The sequence below is a fragment of the Pseudomonas sp. NPDC007930 genome (assembly GCF_042958985.1).
GTDB lineage: Bacteria > Pseudomonadota > Gammaproteobacteria > Pseudomonadales > Pseudomonadaceae > Aquipseudomonas.
Genome location: NZ_JBIBKC010000006.1, coordinates 319,685 through 336,198, shown reverse-complemented (window position 1 = coordinate 336,198; position 16,514 = coordinate 319,685). Strand labels below are relative to the sequence as shown.

16 protein-coding genes and 1 tRNA gene are annotated in these 16,514 nt (G+C 63.4%); 3 read left to right on the top strand and 14 right to left on the bottom strand.

From position 1 onward, the window contains the following. Nucleotides 1-101: 101 nt before the first annotated feature. From ACFZCE_RS15840 to ACFZCE_RS15830, 3 genes are read right to left on the bottom strand one after another with little or no spacing between them, the layout of a single operon-like run. The gene (locus ACFZCE_RS15840) at nucleotides 102-1,631 is read right to left on the bottom strand and encodes a UxaA family hydrolase (protein WP_390940580.1); all 1,530 of its coding nucleotides are present in this window, start codon (nucleotides 1,629-1,631) and stop codon (nucleotides 102-104) included. A 60-nt stretch (nucleotides 1,632-1,691) separates the two neighbouring features. Continuing rightward, the gene (locus ACFZCE_RS15835) at nucleotides 1,692-2,831 is read right to left on the bottom strand and encodes an enolase C-terminal domain-like protein (RefSeq protein ID WP_390940645.1); all 1,140 of its coding nucleotides are present in this window, start codon (nucleotides 2,829-2,831) and stop codon (nucleotides 1,692-1,694) included. Between the two features lie 55 nt (nucleotides 2,832-2,886). Further along, a complete protein-coding gene (locus ACFZCE_RS15830) occupies nucleotides 2,887-4,257 on the bottom strand; it encodes a D-galactonate transporter (RefSeq protein WP_390940578.1) in 1,371 nt (456 codons plus the stop codon). A 218-nt stretch (nucleotides 4,258-4,475) separates the two neighbouring features. Here ACFZCE_RS15830 and ACFZCE_RS15825 point away from each other — a divergent pair, with 218 nt between their 5' ends. Further along, entirely contained in the window at nucleotides 4,476-5,498 is a 1,023-nt protein-coding gene (locus ACFZCE_RS15825) for a substrate-binding domain-containing protein (RefSeq protein ID WP_390940575.1), read from the top strand. A gap of 122 nt (nucleotides 5,499-5,620) precedes the next feature. Here ACFZCE_RS15825 and ACFZCE_RS15820 read toward each other — a convergent pair. From ACFZCE_RS15820 to thrS, 9 genes are all read right to left on the bottom strand, one after another. Continuing rightward, nucleotides 5,621-5,697, bottom strand: a tRNA-Pro gene (locus tag ACFZCE_RS15820). Between the two features lie 132 nt (nucleotides 5,698-5,829). Next, nucleotides 5,830-6,186, bottom strand: coding sequence for a MerR family transcriptional regulator (locus ACFZCE_RS15815; RefSeq protein ID WP_190424294.1), 357 nt, complete (start codon nucleotides 6,184-6,186; stop codon nucleotides 5,830-5,832). After that, the gene (ihfA, locus tag ACFZCE_RS15810) at nucleotides 6,167-6,469 is read right to left on the bottom strand and encodes an integration host factor subunit alpha (protein WP_002553164.1); all 303 of its coding nucleotides are present in this window, start codon (nucleotides 6,467-6,469) and stop codon (nucleotides 6,167-6,169) included. The genes ACFZCE_RS15815 and ihfA overlap by 20 nt, the downstream gene beginning before the upstream one ends. A gap of 3 nt (nucleotides 6,470-6,472) precedes the next feature. Beyond that, a complete protein-coding gene (gene pheT, locus ACFZCE_RS15805) occupies nucleotides 6,473-8,851 on the bottom strand; it encodes a phenylalanine--tRNA ligase subunit beta (RefSeq protein WP_390940572.1) in 2,379 nt (792 codons plus the stop codon). 19 nt (nucleotides 8,852-8,870) lie between these two features. After that, nucleotides 8,871-9,887 (bottom strand): phenylalanine--tRNA ligase subunit alpha, encoded by a 1,017-nt coding sequence (pheS, locus tag ACFZCE_RS15800; RefSeq protein ID WP_390940570.1) that lies wholly within the window; start codon nucleotides 9,885-9,887, stop codon nucleotides 8,871-8,873. A gap of 109 nt (nucleotides 9,888-9,996) precedes the next feature. After that, on the bottom strand, nucleotides 9,997-10,353 hold the full coding sequence (gene rplT, locus ACFZCE_RS15795; RefSeq protein WP_097083861.1) for a 50S ribosomal protein L20: 357 nt from the start codon (nucleotides 10,351-10,353) through the stop codon (nucleotides 9,997-9,999). A 30-nt stretch (nucleotides 10,354-10,383) separates the two neighbouring features. Then, nucleotides 10,384-10,578 (bottom strand): 50S ribosomal protein L35, encoded by a 195-nt coding sequence (gene rpmI / locus ACFZCE_RS15790; protein WP_390940567.1) that lies wholly within the window; start codon nucleotides 10,576-10,578, stop codon nucleotides 10,384-10,386. Nucleotides 10,579-10,638: 60 nt separating this feature from the next. Beyond that, a complete protein-coding gene (infC, locus tag ACFZCE_RS15785; RefSeq protein WP_390940644.1) occupies nucleotides 10,639-11,190 on the bottom strand; it encodes a translation initiation factor IF-3 in 552 nt (183 codons plus the stop codon). Further along, complete coding sequence (gene thrS / locus ACFZCE_RS15780; RefSeq protein WP_390940562.1) at nucleotides 11,190-13,112, bottom strand: threonine--tRNA ligase; 1,923 nt, start codon at nucleotides 13,110-13,112, stop codon at nucleotides 11,190-11,192. The genes infC and thrS overlap by 1 nt, the downstream gene beginning before the upstream one ends. Before the next feature lie 264 nt (nucleotides 13,113-13,376). On the opposite strand from thrS, the gene ACFZCE_RS15775 reads away from it, so the two are divergent. Together ACFZCE_RS15775 and ACFZCE_RS15770 are read left to right on the top strand one after the other, a co-directional pair. Next, nucleotides 13,377-13,667 carry a hypothetical protein gene (locus ACFZCE_RS15775; protein ID WP_390940560.1) on the top strand — a complete coding sequence of 97 codons (291 nt, stop codon included), beginning with the start codon at nucleotides 13,377-13,379 and terminating at the stop codon, nucleotides 13,665-13,667. Nucleotides 13,668-13,806: 139 nt separating this feature from the next. Beyond that, nucleotides 13,807-14,019 carry a cold shock domain-containing protein gene (locus ACFZCE_RS15770; RefSeq protein WP_390940558.1) on the top strand — a complete coding sequence of 71 codons (213 nt, stop codon included), beginning with the start codon at nucleotides 13,807-13,809 and terminating at the stop codon, nucleotides 14,017-14,019. Between the two features lie 89 nt (nucleotides 14,020-14,108). On the opposite strand, the gene ACFZCE_RS15765 is transcribed toward ACFZCE_RS15770, so the two are convergent. Both ACFZCE_RS15765 and ACFZCE_RS15760 read right to left on the bottom strand, forming a co-directional pair. Continuing rightward, nucleotides 14,109-15,716 (bottom strand): FAD-dependent protein, encoded by a 1,608-nt coding sequence (locus ACFZCE_RS15765; RefSeq protein ID WP_390940556.1) that lies wholly within the window; start codon nucleotides 15,714-15,716, stop codon nucleotides 14,109-14,111. Between the two features lie 62 nt (nucleotides 15,717-15,778). Continuing rightward, nucleotides 15,779-16,456 (bottom strand): hypothetical protein, encoded by a 678-nt coding sequence (locus tag ACFZCE_RS15760; protein ID WP_390940554.1) that lies wholly within the window; start codon nucleotides 16,454-16,456, stop codon nucleotides 15,779-15,781. Between the last annotated feature and the right edge of the window lie 58 nt (nucleotides 16,457-16,514).

Below are 16,514 nucleotides of genomic sequence, written 5' to 3'. Positions count from 1 at the left end.
GCTCCAGAACGTCCCCCTATCATTAGCAGATATGAGAATTTTCAGCGCCTGAAGCCCGGGGTTTTTGCGCGGCTTGTCTCACCAGATGAGAAAACTCTCCCTCAAGCCAGCACCCCGATCTGCCAGGGGCAGAATTCGTCCTCACCCAGGCCGTTGTCTTCACTCTTGGTTTTTTCACCCGAGGCATGCGCCAGCAAGCGCTGGAAAATCTCCTGGCCCATTTGCTGCACCGTTTTTTCGCCATCAATGATCTGCCCGCAGTTGATGTCCATGTCGTCGCTCATGCGCCGGTACATCGGGGAGTTGCTGGCGAGCTTGAAGGTCGGCGCCGGCAGCGAGCCGAAGCACGAACCACGGCCGGTGGTGAAGGCGATCAGGTTGGCGCCGCCGGCGATCTGCCCGGTCGCCGAGACCGGGTCGTAACCGGGGGTGTCCATGAACACCAGGCCGCGGGCTGTCACCGGGTGGGCGTATTCATACACGCCCATCAGCGGCGCATTGCCGCCCTTCTTGGCGCCGCCGAGGGATTTTTCCAGCACGTTGGCCAGCCCGCCGGCGTTGTTGCCGGGGCTCACGCGGCCGTTGATCTGGGTGTCACGGCCGCGGTTGTACTCCAGCCACCAGTTGATCCGCTCCAGCAGTTTTTGCCCCATCTGCGGGGTGACCGCGCGCGCCGTCAGGGTGTGCTCCACGCCAAAGATCTCCGAGGTTTCCGAGAGGATCGCGGTACCCCCGTGGCGCACGAGAATGTCAACGGCCGCGCCCAGCGCCGGGTTGGCCGAGAGCCCGCTGAAACCGTCCGAGCCACCACACTGCATGCCGATCACCAGGTGCTCGGCGGACACCGGCTCGCGCTTGACCTGGTTGGCCAGCGGCAACATGGCCTCGATCAAGCCGATGCCCTGTTCGGTGGCGGTTTTTACCCCACCGACGTCTTGGATCACCAGTTTTTTCAACAGCGGCCCCTCCTCCAGCCCTTGCTGTTCAAAGAAGCCGTGGATGTTATTGCGCTCGCACCCCAGGGCGATCACCAAGGCGCCGGCGGTGTTCGGGTGCTTGATGTAGCCGCCGAGGGTGCGGCGCAGCAGGTCCATCGGTTCACCGGTCATTTCCATGCCACAGCCGATCTCGTGAACGAACGGCACAACGCCGTCGACAGCGGGGAACGCGGCCAGTTGGCTGGCCTGGAAGTGGTTGGCGATCTTGCGCGCGACGGTGGCGCCACAGTTGCCCACCACGAATACCCCCAGGTAGTTGCGCGTGGCCACGCGGCCATCGGCGCGCACGATGCCTTGAAAGGTCGCGCGCTGTTCGGCCGGCAGCAGGGCCGTGGGCACGTAGTCGAGGCCAAAGCGGTAGTCACGCTCGGTGTCGCCGAAGGCGATGTTGTGGCTGTGCATCCAGGTCCCGGGCGGCAGGTCTTCGCTGGCATAGCCGATGACCGTGTTGTACTTGAGCACCGCTTCGCCCTTGGCGATGAAGCGCGCGGCCAGCTTGTGCCCCAGCGGCACCGGCTGCAGGGTGGTCAGGCCTTCGTGGGCGATGGGGGTGCCTTCAGGCAGCTCGATACGGGCAACGACAACGTTGTCCTGGGCATCGAGGCGGATCACGGGGTTGGGCATCAAGGTCATGGTGTTCTCACGGCGCGGTGGGCGGGCCTGGGGCCCGCCTCGGTTGTTGTCGGTTCAGGGTTACTTGCCGAATTCGGCGCTGGTTTCGGTCCAGCGCAGGGCCTGCTCAGACAAACTGAAGCCCAGGCCTGGGCGGCTGGGCACCCACATGCGGCCTTGCTTGAGCTCCAGGCGCTCGTTGAACAACGGCTCGAGCCACTCGAAGTGCTCCAGCCAAGGCTCCTGCGGGTAGGCCGCGGCCAGGTGCAGGTGGATTTCCATGGCGAAGTGCGGGGCCAGGTTCAGGCCCTTGTAGCTGGCCAGGTTCATGATCTGCAGGAACGGCGTGATACCGCCAACCCGCGGCGCATCCGGCTGGATGAAATCGGCGCCGCGGGCTTCGATCAACTGCGCGTGCTCGGCGAAGCTGGTGAGCATCTCGCCGGTGGCGATGGCGCTGTCCAACGACGCCGCCAGCGCCGCGTGGCCTTCGATGTCCTGGCTGTCCAACGGTTCTTCGATCCAGGTCAGGTCGAACTGCTCCAGCTTGCGGCAGAAACGCTGGGCGGTGACCCGGTCCCATTGCTGGTTGGCGTCGACCATCAGCGGGAAGCCTTCACCCAGGCGCTCGCGTACGGCCTTGACCCGTGCGAAGTCGACCGAGGTGTCGGGCTGGCCGACCTTGATCTTGATCCCGCCGATGCCGCGCTCGCGGGATATATCAACGTTCTCCAGCACCTTCTCGATGGGCGTCGAGAGGTAGCCACCGGAGGTGTTGTAGCACTGCACCGAATCGCGTTGGGCGCCGAGCAGCTTGGCCAGCGGCAGGTTGGCGCGCTTGGCCTTGAGGTCCCACAAGGCGATGTCGAACGGCGCGATGGCTTGGGTGGTCAGGCCGCTGCGGCCCATGGAGGCACCGGCCCACAGCAGCTTGTTGAAGATCCGGGCGATGTCGTTGGGGTCTTCACCCAGCAGCACCGGGGCGATTTCCTTGGCGTGGGCGTACATGCCGGGGCCACCGGCGCGCTTGGAGTAACCGAAACCGATCCCGCGGTGGCCCTCGCGGCTTTGGATTTCAGCAAAGACAAAGGCGATTTCAGTCAGGGGTTTCTGCCGGCCAGTAAGCACCTTGGCATCGCTGATCGGCGCGCCAAGGGGCAGCACGGTGTAAGACACCTTGACCCACTCGATGCTGTCGCGCGAGGCCTCACCCCGTTGCATGGCGGCAATTTTCGGGTCGATGTACACGTTACTTTCGATCATGGCAGTACCCTTCTCATGGTGTGGAAACATACGCCAGGCGCTGAATGCGGCCGACGATGAACAGGTAGGAAAACGCAGCGATCAAGCCGTGGGCGCCCACATACAGCAGCGCGGTCTCGAACGAACCACTGGTGCTGAGCAGGTAGCCAATGACCACCGGGGTGACGATCCCGGCGGTGTTGCCCAGGGCGTTGAACACCCCGCCGGTGAGGCCGATCATCGAGCGTGGCGCGGTGTCGGCGACCACGCTGAACCCCAGGTTGCCAAAGCCCTTGCCGAAGAACGCCAGGCTCATCACGGCGATCACCAGCACCTGGCTGTCCACGTAGTTGCAGGCCATCATGGTCGAGCTGAGCAACACCCCGGTGATGATCGGGGTTTTGCGCGCCACGCTCAGCGAGCCGCTTTTTCTCAGCAGCCAGTCGGAGAAGAACCCGGAGGCGATCGCGCCAATCAGCCCGCACACGGCAGGGATTGAGGCCACCAACCCGGCCTGGAGAATGTCGAAACCGCGCTGCTTGACCAGGTAAATGGGGAACCAGGTCACGTAGAACCAGGTAATGGCACTCACGCAGTACTGGCTGAGGAACATGCCCAAGAGCATCCGCGAGCGAAACAGAAAGCCCAGGCTGGCGAGGGTCGAAGGCGCGTGCGGGTCGCGTGCCTTGTTCAGCGCTTCGAGGTCGACCAGCCCTTCGCCACGGCGGATATAGTCGAGCTCTTCGGGATTGACTTTCGGGTGGCGGATGGGCAGGTAGTAGTTTTTCCACCATACCGTGGCAATCACGAAGCCCAGCAGCCCCATGCTGATGAACACCCACTGCCAGCCAAAGGTGAAGCACAACCACCCCATGAACGGGGTGAACAGCGCCAGCGACACATACTGGGCGCTGTTGAAGATCGCCCCGGCCATACCGCGCTCCGAACTCGGAAACCACGACGCAATCACCCGGGTGGCGCCAGGCCCCACCGGTGTTTCGGTCATGCCAAGGAGGAACCTCAGGCCCAACAGCAGCGGGACCACCATGGCGACGAAATGCACCAAGCCCATGCACAGGGTGAAAAACGACCAGGTGGCGATTGCCAGGGTCATCATGGGTTTGGAGCCGAAGCGGTCAGTCAACCAGCCGGAGGGGATGAGAAAGCACACATAGGCCCAGCTGAAAATCGAGAACAGGTAGCCCATCTCGATGGCGCTGATACCCAGCTCCTTGCCCATGTCGGAACCGGCCACCGAGAGTGCCGCGCGGTCGCCGGAGCTCAGGGCCAACACCAGGGTGATCAAGGCCAGCATCCCGTAGCGATAACGGGTGGCCTTCAAGGCGGATGCGACGGGCGCGGCCTGCCCCATCACCGCCGGCGTGGAAACCGTGGGATCGTTCATTCTGATGCCTCTTTTGTAATTGTAGGCCCCGGTTACAGGGGGCTTTCGGCGGATGACAACGCTGTCAAATGCTAGCGCTGTCAAATAGACTAAGAGGGCCTGATCGCTCAGGGCAAGCGCTGCCCCGCGGGCCAATCCCACAGAGTGGGAAACGGCCGCCGGAGGCTTCGGAAGGCGCCGCCAAGGTGCTGTATCGTCTGGTTTTTCGGAGAGCCTCAATGACCACCCTGGTACCGCCCCACGCCGCGCCCGCCCGCGGCGTTACCCTCGATGACGTTGCCCGCCTGGCGAAGGTGTCGCCGATTACGGTGTCGCGGGTGCTCAATTACCCCGACAAGGTGTCGGCCAAGACCGCCAAGCGCGTGCGCACCGCCATTGCCAAGACCGGCTATGTGCCGAACCTGCTGGCGGGCAGCCTGGTGTCTCGGCGTAGCCGCCTGGTGGTGGTGGTCATCCCTAGCCTGGCCAACCGCGCATTCGTCGAAACCGTCAGGCAACTGGCCTTGGTGTTGGGCGAGGCGGGCTACCAGTTGATGATGTGCCAGATCGAAGGCGGCGCGAAAACCGAAGCGCAACTGCTCGACGGCATCCTCGCCCGCCGCCCCGACGGCTTGGTGCTGACCACCGCCCTGCGCACCGACGCTGCTCGGCAGCGCCTGCTAGGGCTGAGCCTGCCGGTGGTGGAAACCTGGGAACTGCCCGCCGAACCGATCGACTGCGTGGTCGGGCTCTCCCACTTCGATGCCGGCGCGGCCATGGCCGGCTACCTGCTGGGCAAAGGCCACCGGCGTTTTGCGCTGTTGTGCTCCAGCGATGCGCGGGCGGCGCAACGGGTGCTGGGCTGCGAGCAGGCGGTGCAACGCTGCGGCGGTGAGATCGTGGCGCGGTTTCAAGCGGCTTCGCCGGTCAGCGTCGCCGATGGCCGCAATGCACTGGCCGGGCTGCTGGCCTGTGGCAAGCCGTTCGACGCGGTGATCTGTACCATCGACCTGCTCGCCCAAGGGGCCCTGTACGAAGCGCAAGCCCGTGGCCTGCGGGTGCCTGGCGACTTCGCGCTGCTGGGCTTCGGCGACCTGGACTTTGCCGCGCAGATGTATCCCGCGCTTTCAAGCGTGAGCGTCGACGCTGGCAAGATCGGCCAACTGGCGGCCACCATCCTGCTGCAGCGCTTCGAAGGGGCGGCGCGCGGCAGTTGCATTGAGGATGTGGGGTACACGATTGTCGGCAGGGCGAGTGCTTGAGGGTATGAACCGCTGGCGCCGTGGAGGCGTTGGCGTTGCTAGGCCCTGCTGTGAATAAACGCGGGCACAAAAAAGCCGATCGTCTCGATCGGCTTAACTGTCTGAGTGGCCTCAGTAAAATATGGTCGGGACGGAGTGATTCGAACACTCGACCCCTTGCACCCCATGCAAGTGCGCTACCGGGCTGCGCTACGCCCCGACTAGGCGTTTACCACCTGTTCCCGTTAGCAGCGGGAACGGGGTGTAATCTACCCTAACCTTTTGAAATTTGGAAGCTTTCTTTCGGTTTTTTCCCGCAATAAAAAAAGCGCCGCAATTGCGGCGCTTTTTTTCACTTCTTCAGCACGACCAGTACGTCTTCCAGTTCGCTGATCATCTGGCGGATGAGCTGGCGGTACTGGGTGGTGTCGTCTTTGGCCTCATCGCCGGACAAACGCAAGCGCGCGCCGCCGATGGTGAAGCCCTGGTCGTACAGCAGCGCGCGGATCTGGCGGATCATCAGCACGTCTTGCCGCTGATAATAACGCCGGTTCCCGCGCCGCTTGACGGGGTTGAGCTGTGGGAATTCCTGTTCCCAATAGCGCAGCACGTGGGGCTTGACTGCGCACAAGTCGCTGACTTCACCAATGGTGAAGTAGCGCTTGCCAGGTATGGGCGGAAGCTCGTCGTTATGACTTGGTTCCAGCATAGGCTTCTACTCGTGCCTTCAGTTTTTGCCCTGGACGAAACGTGACGACCCGGCGGGCGGTAATCGGGATTTCTTCACCCGTTTTCGGGTTCCGGCCTGGCCGCTGCCGTTTGTCACGCAGGTCGAAATTGCCGAAACCCGACAATTTGACCTGCTCGTTGTCCTCGAGTGCGTGCCTGATCTCTTCAAAGAAGAGCTCGACCAATTCCTTGGCCTCGCGCTTGTTCAGGCCCAGCTCCTCGTAGAGACGTTCTGCCATTTCAGCTTTCGTCAGAGCCCCCATACGTCACTTCCTTAGCGTGGCGTTCAACCTGTGTTCAAGCGAGGTGAGGATGCCTTGGGTGGTACTGTTCACCTCATCGTCATTAAGAGTGCGCGAAGGATGCTGCCAGGTCAAGCCAACGGCGAGGCTTTTTCTATGCGGATCAATGCCTTTACCCTGGTAAACATCAAACAGCTTCAGGTCTGTGAGCCATTCACCGGCATTTTCGCGAATCACCTGCAGTACCGCCTCGGCCGAGGTGGCCTCGTCGCACACCAGGGCGTAGTCGCGGCGCACTTCGGGGAAGCGCGACAATTCGCTGAACACCGGCAGCTTGCCAGGCACCACTTCGCCGAGCAGCAGCTCGAACACGTACACCTGGCGGTCCAGGCCGAGGGCCTTGGTCAGCTCGGGGTGCAGCGCGCCGAGGTAGCCCACCTCGATGCCGTCGCGCTCGATCAGGGCGGTCTGGCCAGGGTGCAGCGCGGGGTGGCTGCCGGGCTTGAAGCTGAACGCGGCGAGCGCGCCAGCGTGGCCCAGTACAGCCTCCACATCGGCTTTGACGTCGAAGAAGTCGAGCTTGTCGCTGCCGTTGGCCCAGGCTTCCGGCAGGCGGCTGCCGCAGGCGACGCCGGCGAGCATCGGCTGTTGCTTGAGCTCATCGAGCTGGCCGACGAAGCGCAGGCCGCTTTCGAACAGGCGCACGCGGGTTTGCTGGCGGTTGAGGTTGTGCTGCAGCGCGCTGACCAGCCCTGGCCACAGCGAGACGCGCATGGCGGCCATGTCCGAGGAGATCGGGTTGGCCAGCAGCAGCGGCTTCACGCCGGGGTTGAATTGCTCGAACAGCTTCGGGTCGATGAAGCTGTAGGTGATCGCTTCCTGATAGCCGCGGGCCACCAGCAGGCGCCGCAACGCCGGCAGTTCGGCTTTGGCCTCGGTGCGCAGCTGTGGCGCCAGGCGCGCTTGCGGGTAACGCACCGGCAGGCGGTTGTAGCCGTACAGGCGCGCCAGCTCTTCGATCAGGTCGACTTCCAGGCTGATGTCGAAGCGGTGGCTTGGCACCTGCACGGTCCACTGCCCTGCCCCGCTGGCGGTCACGCCCAGGCCCAGGCCGGTGAGCAGTTGCTCCACGTCGGCGGCGGGCATCTGCAGGCCGAGCATCTGGTCGATGCGTTCGGCACGCAGGGTGACCGGCTCGACCTTCGGCAGGTGCTCGGCGCTCAGCGCTTCGGTGACCGGGCCGGCTTGGCCGCCGGTGATCTCCAGCAGCAGCGCGGTGGCGCGTTCGATGGCCTCACGGGCGAGGTTGAAGTCGACGCCGCGCTCGAAACGGTGCGAGGCATCGGTGTGCAGGCCATAGGAGCGGGCCTTGCCGGCCACGGACACCGGCTCGAAGAAGGCGCTTTCAAGGAACAGGTCGCGAGTGCCCGCAGCCACGCCGCTGTGCTCGCCGCCCATCACCCCGGCGATGGCCAGCGGCCGCTCGTGGTCGGCGATCACCAGCACGTCGGGGCGCAGGGTGACTTCCTGGCCGTCGAGCAGCACCAGCTTCTCGCCGGCTTCGGCCATGCGTACGCGCACGCCGCCGCGGATTTCACCGAGGTCGAAGGCGTGCATCGGCTGGCCGAGTTCGAGCATCACGTAGTTGGTGATGTCGACCGCGGCGTCGATGCTGCGGATGTCGCTGCGGCGCAGGCGCTCGACCATCCACAACGGGGTGGGGCGCGACAGGTCGACGCCCTTGACCACGCGGCCCAGGTAACGCGGGCAGGCCGCTGGGGCCAGCAACTCGACCGGGCGGGTGTCTTCGAGGGTCGGGGCGACCGGCAGCACTTCGGGGCGGGTCACCGGCACGTTGTACAGCGCGCCCACTTCACGGGCCAAACCAGCCAGCGACAGGCAGTCGCCGCGGTTCGGGGTCAGGCCCAGCTCGATACTGGCGTCGTCGAGGCTCAGGTACTCACGGATGCTCTGGCCCACCGGCGCGTCGGCCGGCAGTTCCATCAGGCCGTCGTTCTCTTCGCTGATCTGCAGCTCGGCGGCCGAGCAGAGCATGCCGTTGGATTCAACGCCGCGCAGCTTGGCCTTCTTGATCTTGAAGTCGCCCGGCAGCTCGGCGCCGATCATCGCGAAGGGGATTTTCAGCCCTGGGCGCACGTTCGGCGCGCCGCACACCACTTGCAGGGTTTCGCTGCCGTTGCTCACCTGGCACACGCGCAGCTTGTCGGCGTCGGGGTGCTGTTCGGTGGCCAGGACTTCGCCCACCACCACGCCGGAGAAGGCGCCAGCGGCCGGGATCACCGCGTCGACTTCCAGGCCGGCCATGGACAGGCGCGCCACCAGTTCTTCGCGGTTCGCTTGCGGGCTTACCCAGCCGCGCAGCCAGTGTTCACTGAATTTCATGCTGTTCTCCTAAAACCTGTTAGCGAAATTGCGCGAGGAAGCGCAAGTCGTTGTCGAAGAACAGGCGTAAGTCGTTCACGCCATAACGCAGCATGGCCAGGCGCTCGGCGCCCATGCCAAAGGCGAAGCCAGAGAATTTCTCCGGGTCGATGCCGCTCATGCGCAGCACGTTCGGGTGCACCATGCCGCAGCCCATCACTTCCAGCCAGCCGGTTTGCTTGCACACGCGGCAGCCCTTGGCGTTGCAGATCACGCAACCGATGTCGACTTCAGCCGACGGCTCGGTGAATGGGAAGAACGATGGGCGGAAGCGCACCGCGAGCTCTTTCTCGAAGAACACCCGCAGGAATTCTTCGATCGTGCCCTTCAGGTCGGCGAAGTTGATGCCTTCGTCGATCAACAGGCCTTCGACCTGGTGGAACATCGGCGAGTGGGTGATATCGGAGTCGCAACGGTACACGCGGCCCGGGCAGACGATACGGATCGGCGGCTGGGTGGTTTCCATGGTGCGCGCCTGCACCGGCGAGGTGTGGGTGCGCAGCAGCATGTTGGCGTTGAAGTAGAAGGTGTCGTGCATCGCCCGCGCCGGGTGGTGGCCGGGGATGTTGAGCGCTTCGAAGTTGTGGTAGTCGTCTTCCACCTCGGGGCCTTCGGCGATGCCGTAGCCGATGTGGGTGAAGAACGATTCGATGCGTTCGAGGGTTCGGGTGATCGGGTGCAGGCCGCCAGTGGTCTGGCCACGGCCCGGCAGGGTCACGTCAATGCGCTCGGCCGCGAGCCGGGCGTTCAGCTCGGCCTGCTCGAAAGCGGTCTTACGAGCGTTGAGGGCGTCTGTGACACGCTCCTTGGCGGCATTGACCAGCGCGCCAACTTTCGGGCGTTCCTCGGCGGGAATGTCGCCCAGGGTTTTCATGACCGAAGTCAGTTCGCCTTTCTTGCCCAGGAATTGAACCCGGATTTGCTCCAGGGTGGCGATGTCTTCAGCACGTTGCACGGCCTCCAAAGCTTGGGAGGCGAGCGCATCCAGGTTTTCCATGTACAGACTCCAGATACGAAAAGGGGAAGAGCTTGAAGGCCCTTCCCCTATTCCAGACGTTCATCAACTGGCACCACCGGTATTGGTGATGCCAGTGATTGCCGGGGACTCAAGCCAGAGCGGCTTTCGCTTTCTCGACAATCGCAGCAAACGCCGCTTTTTCGGTCACTGCCAGGTCGGCCAGAACCTTGCGGTCGATTTCGATGGACGCTTTTTTCAGGCCAGCGATCAGACGGCTGTAAGACAGGCCGTTGGTACGAGCACCAGCGTTGATACGAGCGATCCACAGGGCGCGGAACTGACGCTTCTTCTGGCGACGGTCGCGGTAGGCGTATTGGCCTGCCTTGATGACCGCTTGCTTGGCAACACGGAACACACGCGAACGCGCGCCGTAGTAGCCTTTAGCCAGCTTCAGGATTTTCTTGTGACGCTTACGGGCAATGACGCCACGCTTAACACGAGCCATGAGTTATTTCCTCTATCTTTGACCGAAGGTTCAACGAACGCGCAGCATGCGCTCTACTTTTGCGACGTCAGATGGGTTCATCAGGCTGGACCCACGCAGTTGACGCTTACGCTTGGTAGACATCTTGGTCAGGATGTGGCTCTTGAAAGCGTGCTTGTGCTTGAAGCCGGAAGCGGTTTTCAGGAAACGCTTCGCGGCCCCACTTTTGGTTTTCATCTTTGGCATGTTCGGAACTCCGCATTCATATGGATAAATATAACCGCAAGGCCTGCCGTGCCCTGGAGGTTATTTCTTGCGTTTGGGTGCGATGACCATCAACAGTTGACGCCCTTCCATTTTGGGCTGCTGTTCGACGGAGCCGTATTCGGCGAGGTCGGCTTCGACCCGCTTCAACAGCTCCATGCCCAGCTCCTGGTGAGCCATTTCGCGGCCACGGAACCTCAGAGAGATCTTGGCCTTGTCCCCGCTACTCAGGAAACGTACCAGGTTGCGCAGTTTTACCTGGTAATCCCCTTCTTCCGTCCCTGGACGAAACTTGATTTCTTTGATTTCGATCTGTTTCTGGTTCTTCTTCGCGGCGTTCTGCTGCTTCTTCTTCTCGAAGAGGTGCTTGCCGTAGTCCATCACCCGGCACACGGGCGGGACCGCTTCCGCGGAGATCTCTACCAGGTCCAGCTTCGCTTCTTCAGCGATACGAAGCGCTTCATCAATAGAGACGATGCCAATCTGCTCGCCGTCAGCGCCAATTAACCGAACCTCACGGGCCGAGATATTCTCGTTGATCGGGGCCTTCGGGGCAGTTCGTTTATCCTGTCTCATTTCACGCTTAATAATGATTACTCCAACTCTTGGCGACCACGCCGGGAAACCGCCTGTGCCAGCAGCTCGTGGAATTGCGCGACCGGCAGGGTGCCCAGGTCTTTGCCTTCACGGGTGCGCACGGCGACCGTTTTCGTCTCAACCTCCCGATCCCCTATCACCAGCAGGTACGGAACCTTGAGCAAAGTATGCTCGCGGATTTTAAAGCCAATTTTCTCGTTTCTCAAGTCAGACTTGGCACGGAAGCCGCTTGCGTTCAACGAAGCCTCGACTTCACGGGCAAAATCGGCCTGCGCGTCGGTGATGTTCATCACCACCGCCTGGGTCGGCGCCAGCCACGCCGGGAATGCGCCCTCGTAGTGCTCGATGAGGATCCCGATAAAACGCTCGAACGACCCGAGGATGGCGCGGTGCAGCATCACCGGGTGGCGGCGGTCGTTGTCTTCAGACACATATTCAGCGCCCAGGCGGACCGGGAGGTTGAAGTCGAGCTGGAAGGTACCGCACTGCCACACGCGGCCGAGGCAGTCTTTCAACGAGAATTCGATCTTCGGCCCGTAGAACGCGCCTTCGCCGGGTTGCAGGTCATACGCCAGGCCCGCGGCCTCCAGCGAGGCGGCCAGCGCGGCCTCGGCACGGTCCCACAGTTCGTCGGCGCCGACGCGTTTTTCCGGACGAGTGGACAGCTTCATCTGCACTTCGTCGAAGCCGAAGTCACGGTACACGTCGAGGGTGAGCTTGATGAAGGCCTCAGCCTCGGCCTGCATCTGCTCTTCGGTGCAGAAGATATGGCCGTCGTCTTGCACGAAGCCGCGCACGCGCATGATGCCGTGCAGCGCGCCGGACGGCTCGTTGCGGTGGCAGGCGCCGAATTCGGCCAGGCGCAGCGGCAGCTCGCGGTAGCTCTTCAGGCCCTGGTTGAACACCTGCACGTGGCACGGGCAGTTCATCGGCTTGATGGCGTAGTCGCGGCTTTCGGACTCGGTGGTGAACATGTTGTCGGCGTAGTTGGCCCAGTGGCCAGACTTTTCCCACAGGCTGCGGTCGACGATCTGCGGGGTTTTCACCTCTTGATAGCCGTTCTCGCGCTGCAGTTTACGCATGTACTGCTCGAGCACCTGGTACACCGTCCAGCCGTTGGGGTGCCAGAACACCATGCCCGGGGCTTCTTCCTGGGTGTGGAACAGGCCCAGGCGCTTGCCCAGCTTGCGGTGGTCGCGTTTTTCGGCTTCTTCGATGCGCTGGATGTAGGCAGCCAGCTGCTTTTTATCCGCCCAGGCGGTGCCGTAGACCCGCTGCAGCTGCTCGTTCTTCGAGTCGCCGCGCCAGTAGGCGCCGGACAGCTTGGTCAGCTTGAAGGCCTTGAGAAAGCGCGTGTTCGGCACGTGCGGGCCGCGGCACATGTCTACGTATTCTTCGTGGAAGTACAGGCCCATGGCGGTTTCATCGGGCATGTCTTCGACCAGGCGCAGCTTGTAGTCTTCGCCGCGGCGGCTGAACAGGTCGATGACCTCGGCGCGCGGGGTGACCTTCTTGATGACGTCGTAGTCTTTGTCGATCAGCTCGCGCATGCGCGCTTCGATCGCGGCCATGTCGTCTGGGGTGAAGGGGCGCTCGTAGGCGATGTCGTAATAAAAGCCTTCGTCGATCACCGGGCCGATGACCATCTTCGCCGTGGGGTACAGCTGCTTGACCGCGTGGCCGACCAGGTGCGCGCACGAGTGGCGGATGATCTCTACGCCTTCGGCATCCTTGGGGGTGATGATCTGCAGGCTGGCGTCCTGGGCAATGACGTCGCAGGCGTCGACCAGGTGGCCGTCTACCTTGCCGGCCACGGTGGCCTTGGCCAGGCCCGCGCCGATGCTGGCGGCGACCTCCGCCACGCTGACAGGATGATCGAACGAACGGACGCTGCCGTCCGGAAGGGTAATGTTGGGCATGGCGCTTCCTCTGCCTAGTGGTGACCCCTACCAAAGGTCACGTGGGTTGGGATGAGCCAGTACGCGATCCGGGGGTCGCCCGCCTCACAGTGGCGGGGGCCGCTAGGCCAACCCAGGCCGAACCGATGAACTGGAACAAAAATAAAAGCCCCGGTAACCGCCGGGGCCGAAGATGCTAGCACAGTTATCCGCCAGTGGCCTGTGAACTTGAGCGCCCGCCGCCTTTCGAATGAAGCGAGCCCGCCACCCATCAAGGAGAACACCATGCGCCTGCTCACCCTCGCGGCCGCGTCACTGGCCCTGCTCGTTCCACTGGCCGCCCAGGCGGCCTGGCCACCCAGGGCCAAGGCCCAGTACATGAGCGATTGCGTGGCCACCGCCAAGCAGGACGTCGACTCGACCAAGGCGACCAAGCACTGCACCTGTGGCGCCGACGTGATCGAGAAACAGTTCAGCACCGCTGAGATCCAACAACTGATGAGCACCACCCCGCCACCGACGGTGGAGCTGCGCGACCGCCTCACGGCCGCGGTGCAGGTGTGCAAAGCGTCGTAAACAGATAATTTACGCCCCTGAACATGCTTTTTTCCGCCCAGGCGGTTCCCAAGCACCGTTTTACGTCTATGATGGCCTAGCGCGCTCAGCGGAGCTGAGGCGGCACCACCGAATTTCATGTTTTCTGGAGATACACCCCATGTCCAATCGCCAACAAGGCACCGTTAAATGGTTCAACGATGAGAAGGGCTACGGCTTCATCACCCCGCAAGGCGGCGGCGATGATCTGTTCGTGCACTTCAAGGCGATCGAATCCGACGGTTTCAAAAGCCTGAAAGAAGGCCAGACTGTTTCTTTCGTGGCTGAGAAAGGCCAGAAAGGCATGCAAGCCGCCCAGGTTCGCCCTGAGTAAGGTCTAAAAGCCTTACAAAAAACCCCGCTTCGGCGGGGTTTTTTGTGGGTGGTGGTTGCGTGGCCATATAAAAGGAAAGGCCCTGGCGGTCACACCCCCAGCATCGAGCGCCCCACCGCCTCGGCCACGCGAATGCCATCGACCCCGGCGGAGAGAATCCCCCCGGCATAGCCCGCGCCCTCGCCCGCCGGGTACAACCCCTTCAGGTTCAGGCTTTGCAGGGTTTCATCGCGGGTGATGCGCACCGGCGAGGAGGTACGGGTTTCGATCCCGGTCAGCACTGCGTCGTGCATCGAGTAGCCGCGCAACTGCCGCTCGAACGCCGGCAGCGCCTCGCGGATCGCGTCGATGGCGAAGGCCGGCAGCGAGACCGCCAGGTCAATCAGCTTGACCCCCGGCTTGTAGGACGGCTGCACACTGCCCAGTTCGCTCGACGCCTTGCCGGCGAGGAAGTCGCCCACCAACTGCGCCGGCGCTTCGTAGTTGCTGCCGCCAAGCACGTAGGCGGCCGATTCCAGCTGCTCCTGAAACTCGATACCCGCCAGCGGGTGGCCGGGGTAGTCGCGCTCCGGGTCGATGCCGACCACCAGGCCCGAGTTGGCATTGCGCTCGTTGCGCGAATACTGGCTCATGCCGTTGGTGACCACCCGGTTCGGCTCGCTGGTGGCCGCTACCACGGTGCCGCCGGGGCACATGCAGAAGCTGTAGACCGAACGGCCGTTGCTGGCGTGGTAGACCAGTTTGTAGTCCGCCGCGCCGAGTTTCGGGTGGCCGGCGTACTTGCCCAGGCGGGCCTTGTCGATCACCGTTTGCGGGTGTTCGATACGGAAGCCCACCGAGAACGGCTTGGCCTCCATGAACACGCCGCGGCCGTGGAGCATGCGGAAGGTGTCGCGGGCGCTGTGCCCCAGGGCCAGCACCACGTGGCGCGAACGCAGCTGCTCGCCGTTCTCCAGCACCACGCCTTCGAGTTGCTCGCCTTCGGTCAGCAGGTCGGTGACCTTGTGCTGAAAGCGAATCTCGCCGCCCAGGGCGATGATGTCGGCGCGCATGTGCTCGACCATGCTGGTCAGGCGGAAGGTGCCGATGTGCGGCTTGTTGACGTAGAGGATTTCGTCCGGCGCGCCGGCCTTGACGAACTCTTCGAGAACCTTGCGCCCGTGGTGGTGCGGGTCTTTGATCTGGCTGTAGAGCTTGCCGTCGGAAAAGGTGCCCGCGCCGCCCTCGCCGAACTGCACGTTCGATTCGGGGTTGAGCACGCTTTTGCGCCACAGGCCCCAGGTGTCCTGGGTGCGCTGGCGCACTTCCTTGCCGCGCTCGAGCACGATCGGGCGCAGGCCCATTTGCGCCAGCACCAGCGCGGCGAAAATACCGCAAGGGCCAAAGCCCACCACCAACGGCCGTTCGGCCAGGGGCTGGGCGGCATGGCCGACGAACCTGTAGGTTACATCCGGCGCCGGGCCGACTTTTGCGTCGTCGCCCAGGCGCGCCAGCAACGCGGCTTCGTCGCGCACGGAAAAATCCAGCGTGTAGATGAACAGCATCTCGCTGTTCTTCTTGCGCGCGTCGTAGCTGCGCTTGAACACGGTGAAACCGGTGAGCTCACTGTCGGCCAGCCCCAGGCGCGCCAGCAGCGCGCCGCGCAGGGCGGCTTCGGGGTGATCCAGGGGCAGTTTGAGTTCGGTGATTCGTAGCATGAAAACGTCCAGGGGCCGCCGCGCGGCGAAAGCGAGGGCGCGATTATACGCGCCCGCGCCGGTTACTGCTCGCGCGCGCCGCCCGGGTAACCACAACCGCGCAGTACCTGGTCGCCAATGCGCAGTTCGGCGGAGAGGAAGCTCACCCGCGGCCCGCTCTCGCAGCGCTGTGGCGCCAGCCACAGCTGGATGTGCTGGTGGTTGGCATCACTGGCCAGGCTGACGCCGCCGCCGGGCGCTTGCTCTTCGACATAGGGCACCGCCAGCGGCGGCTGGCCTTCGCGCTCGATCAGCAAGCCCTGGGCATTGGCCCGGGCCACCCAATTCGGGCCGTGGCCATCGGCGTAGAACTGCATCAGCTTGTAGTTTTTGTTCTGGCATTCCTGGCTGGCGCTCTCTACCCGGTTAAGCCCCTGCAGGGCCAACTGGCCGGGCTGGCCCTCCACGCTGTTGCCGTCGAAGCGCCCACGCACGTCGGCGTACAGCGGCTTGCCCAGGCTGGCCAGGGTGGTGGCTTCCTGCAACACGCCAGTGCCGCCCGCGTCGGTAACGATAAACGTGCGCGGCGATTCGCACGGGGTGAACAGCAGGTGCCCGCCCTCAGCGGTGAGGCTGCCTTGCATGCGGCTTTGCCCGCTCAGCGCCTGCGGCGCGGCATCGCCATGGGAAACATCAAGCCATTGGCAACCGCCAAACAACGGCAGCACAGCCGCCAGCAACAGGGGGCGAACGAGGGTCATGCAGCGGCCTCCAGGGAAAAGTGGCGGCCACGGTAGCACAGCGCAAGGTTGTGAACAC

Excerpts from the sequence above, each read along its gene's own strand:
- ihfA (WP_002553164.1), bottom strand. The coding sequence starts at position 6,469 with ATGGGGGCTCTGACGAAAGCTGAAATGGCAGAACGTCTCTACGAGGAG.
- rpmI (WP_390940567.1), bottom strand. The coding sequence starts at position 10,578 with ATGCCAAAGATGAAAACCAAAAGTGGGGCCGCGAAGCGTTTCCTGAAA.
- ACFZCE_RS15770 (WP_390940558.1), top strand. The coding sequence starts at position 13,807 with ATGTCCAATCGCCAACAAGGCACCGTTAAATGGTTCAACGATGAGAAG.
- thrS (WP_390940562.1), bottom strand. The coding sequence starts at position 13,112 with ATGCCCAACATTACCCTTCCGGACGGCAGCGTCCGTTCGTTCGATCAT.
- ACFZCE_RS15840 (WP_390940580.1), bottom strand. The coding sequence starts at position 1,631 with ATGACCTTGATGCCCAACCCCGTGATCCGCCTCGATGCCCAGGACAAC.
- ACFZCE_RS15825 (WP_390940575.1), top strand. The coding sequence starts at position 4,476 with ATGACCACCCTGGTACCGCCCCACGCCGCGCCCGCCCGCGGCGTTACC.
- pheS (WP_390940570.1), bottom strand. The coding sequence starts at position 9,887 with ATGGAAAACCTGGATGCGCTCGCCTCCCAAGCTTTGGAGGCCGTGCAA.
- ACFZCE_RS15760 (WP_390940554.1), bottom strand. The coding sequence starts at position 16,456 with ATGACCCTCGTTCGCCCCCTGTTGCTGGCGGCTGTGCTGCCGTTGTTT.
- ACFZCE_RS15815 (WP_190424294.1), bottom strand. The coding sequence starts at position 6,186 with ATGCTGGAACCAAGTCATAACGACGAGCTTCCGCCCATACCTGGCAAG.
- ACFZCE_RS15835 (WP_390940645.1), bottom strand. The coding sequence starts at position 2,831 with ATGCAACGGGGTGAGGCCTCGCGCGACAGCATCGAGTGGGTCAAGGTG.
- ACFZCE_RS15775 (WP_390940560.1), top strand. The coding sequence starts at position 13,377 with ATGCGCCTGCTCACCCTCGCGGCCGCGTCACTGGCCCTGCTCGTTCCA.
- rplT (WP_097083861.1), bottom strand. The coding sequence starts at position 10,353 with ATGGCTCGTGTTAAGCGTGGCGTCATTGCCCGTAAGCGTCACAAGAAA.
- pheT (WP_390940572.1), bottom strand. The coding sequence starts at position 8,851 with ATGAAATTCAGTGAACACTGGCTGCGCGGCTGGGTAAGCCCGCAAGCG.
- ACFZCE_RS15830 (WP_390940578.1), bottom strand. The coding sequence starts at position 4,257 with ATGAACGATCCCACGGTTTCCACGCCGGCGGTGATGGGGCAGGCCGCG.
- ACFZCE_RS15765 (WP_390940556.1), bottom strand. The coding sequence starts at position 15,716 with ATGCTACGAATCACCGAACTCAAACTGCCCCTGGATCACCCCGAAGCC.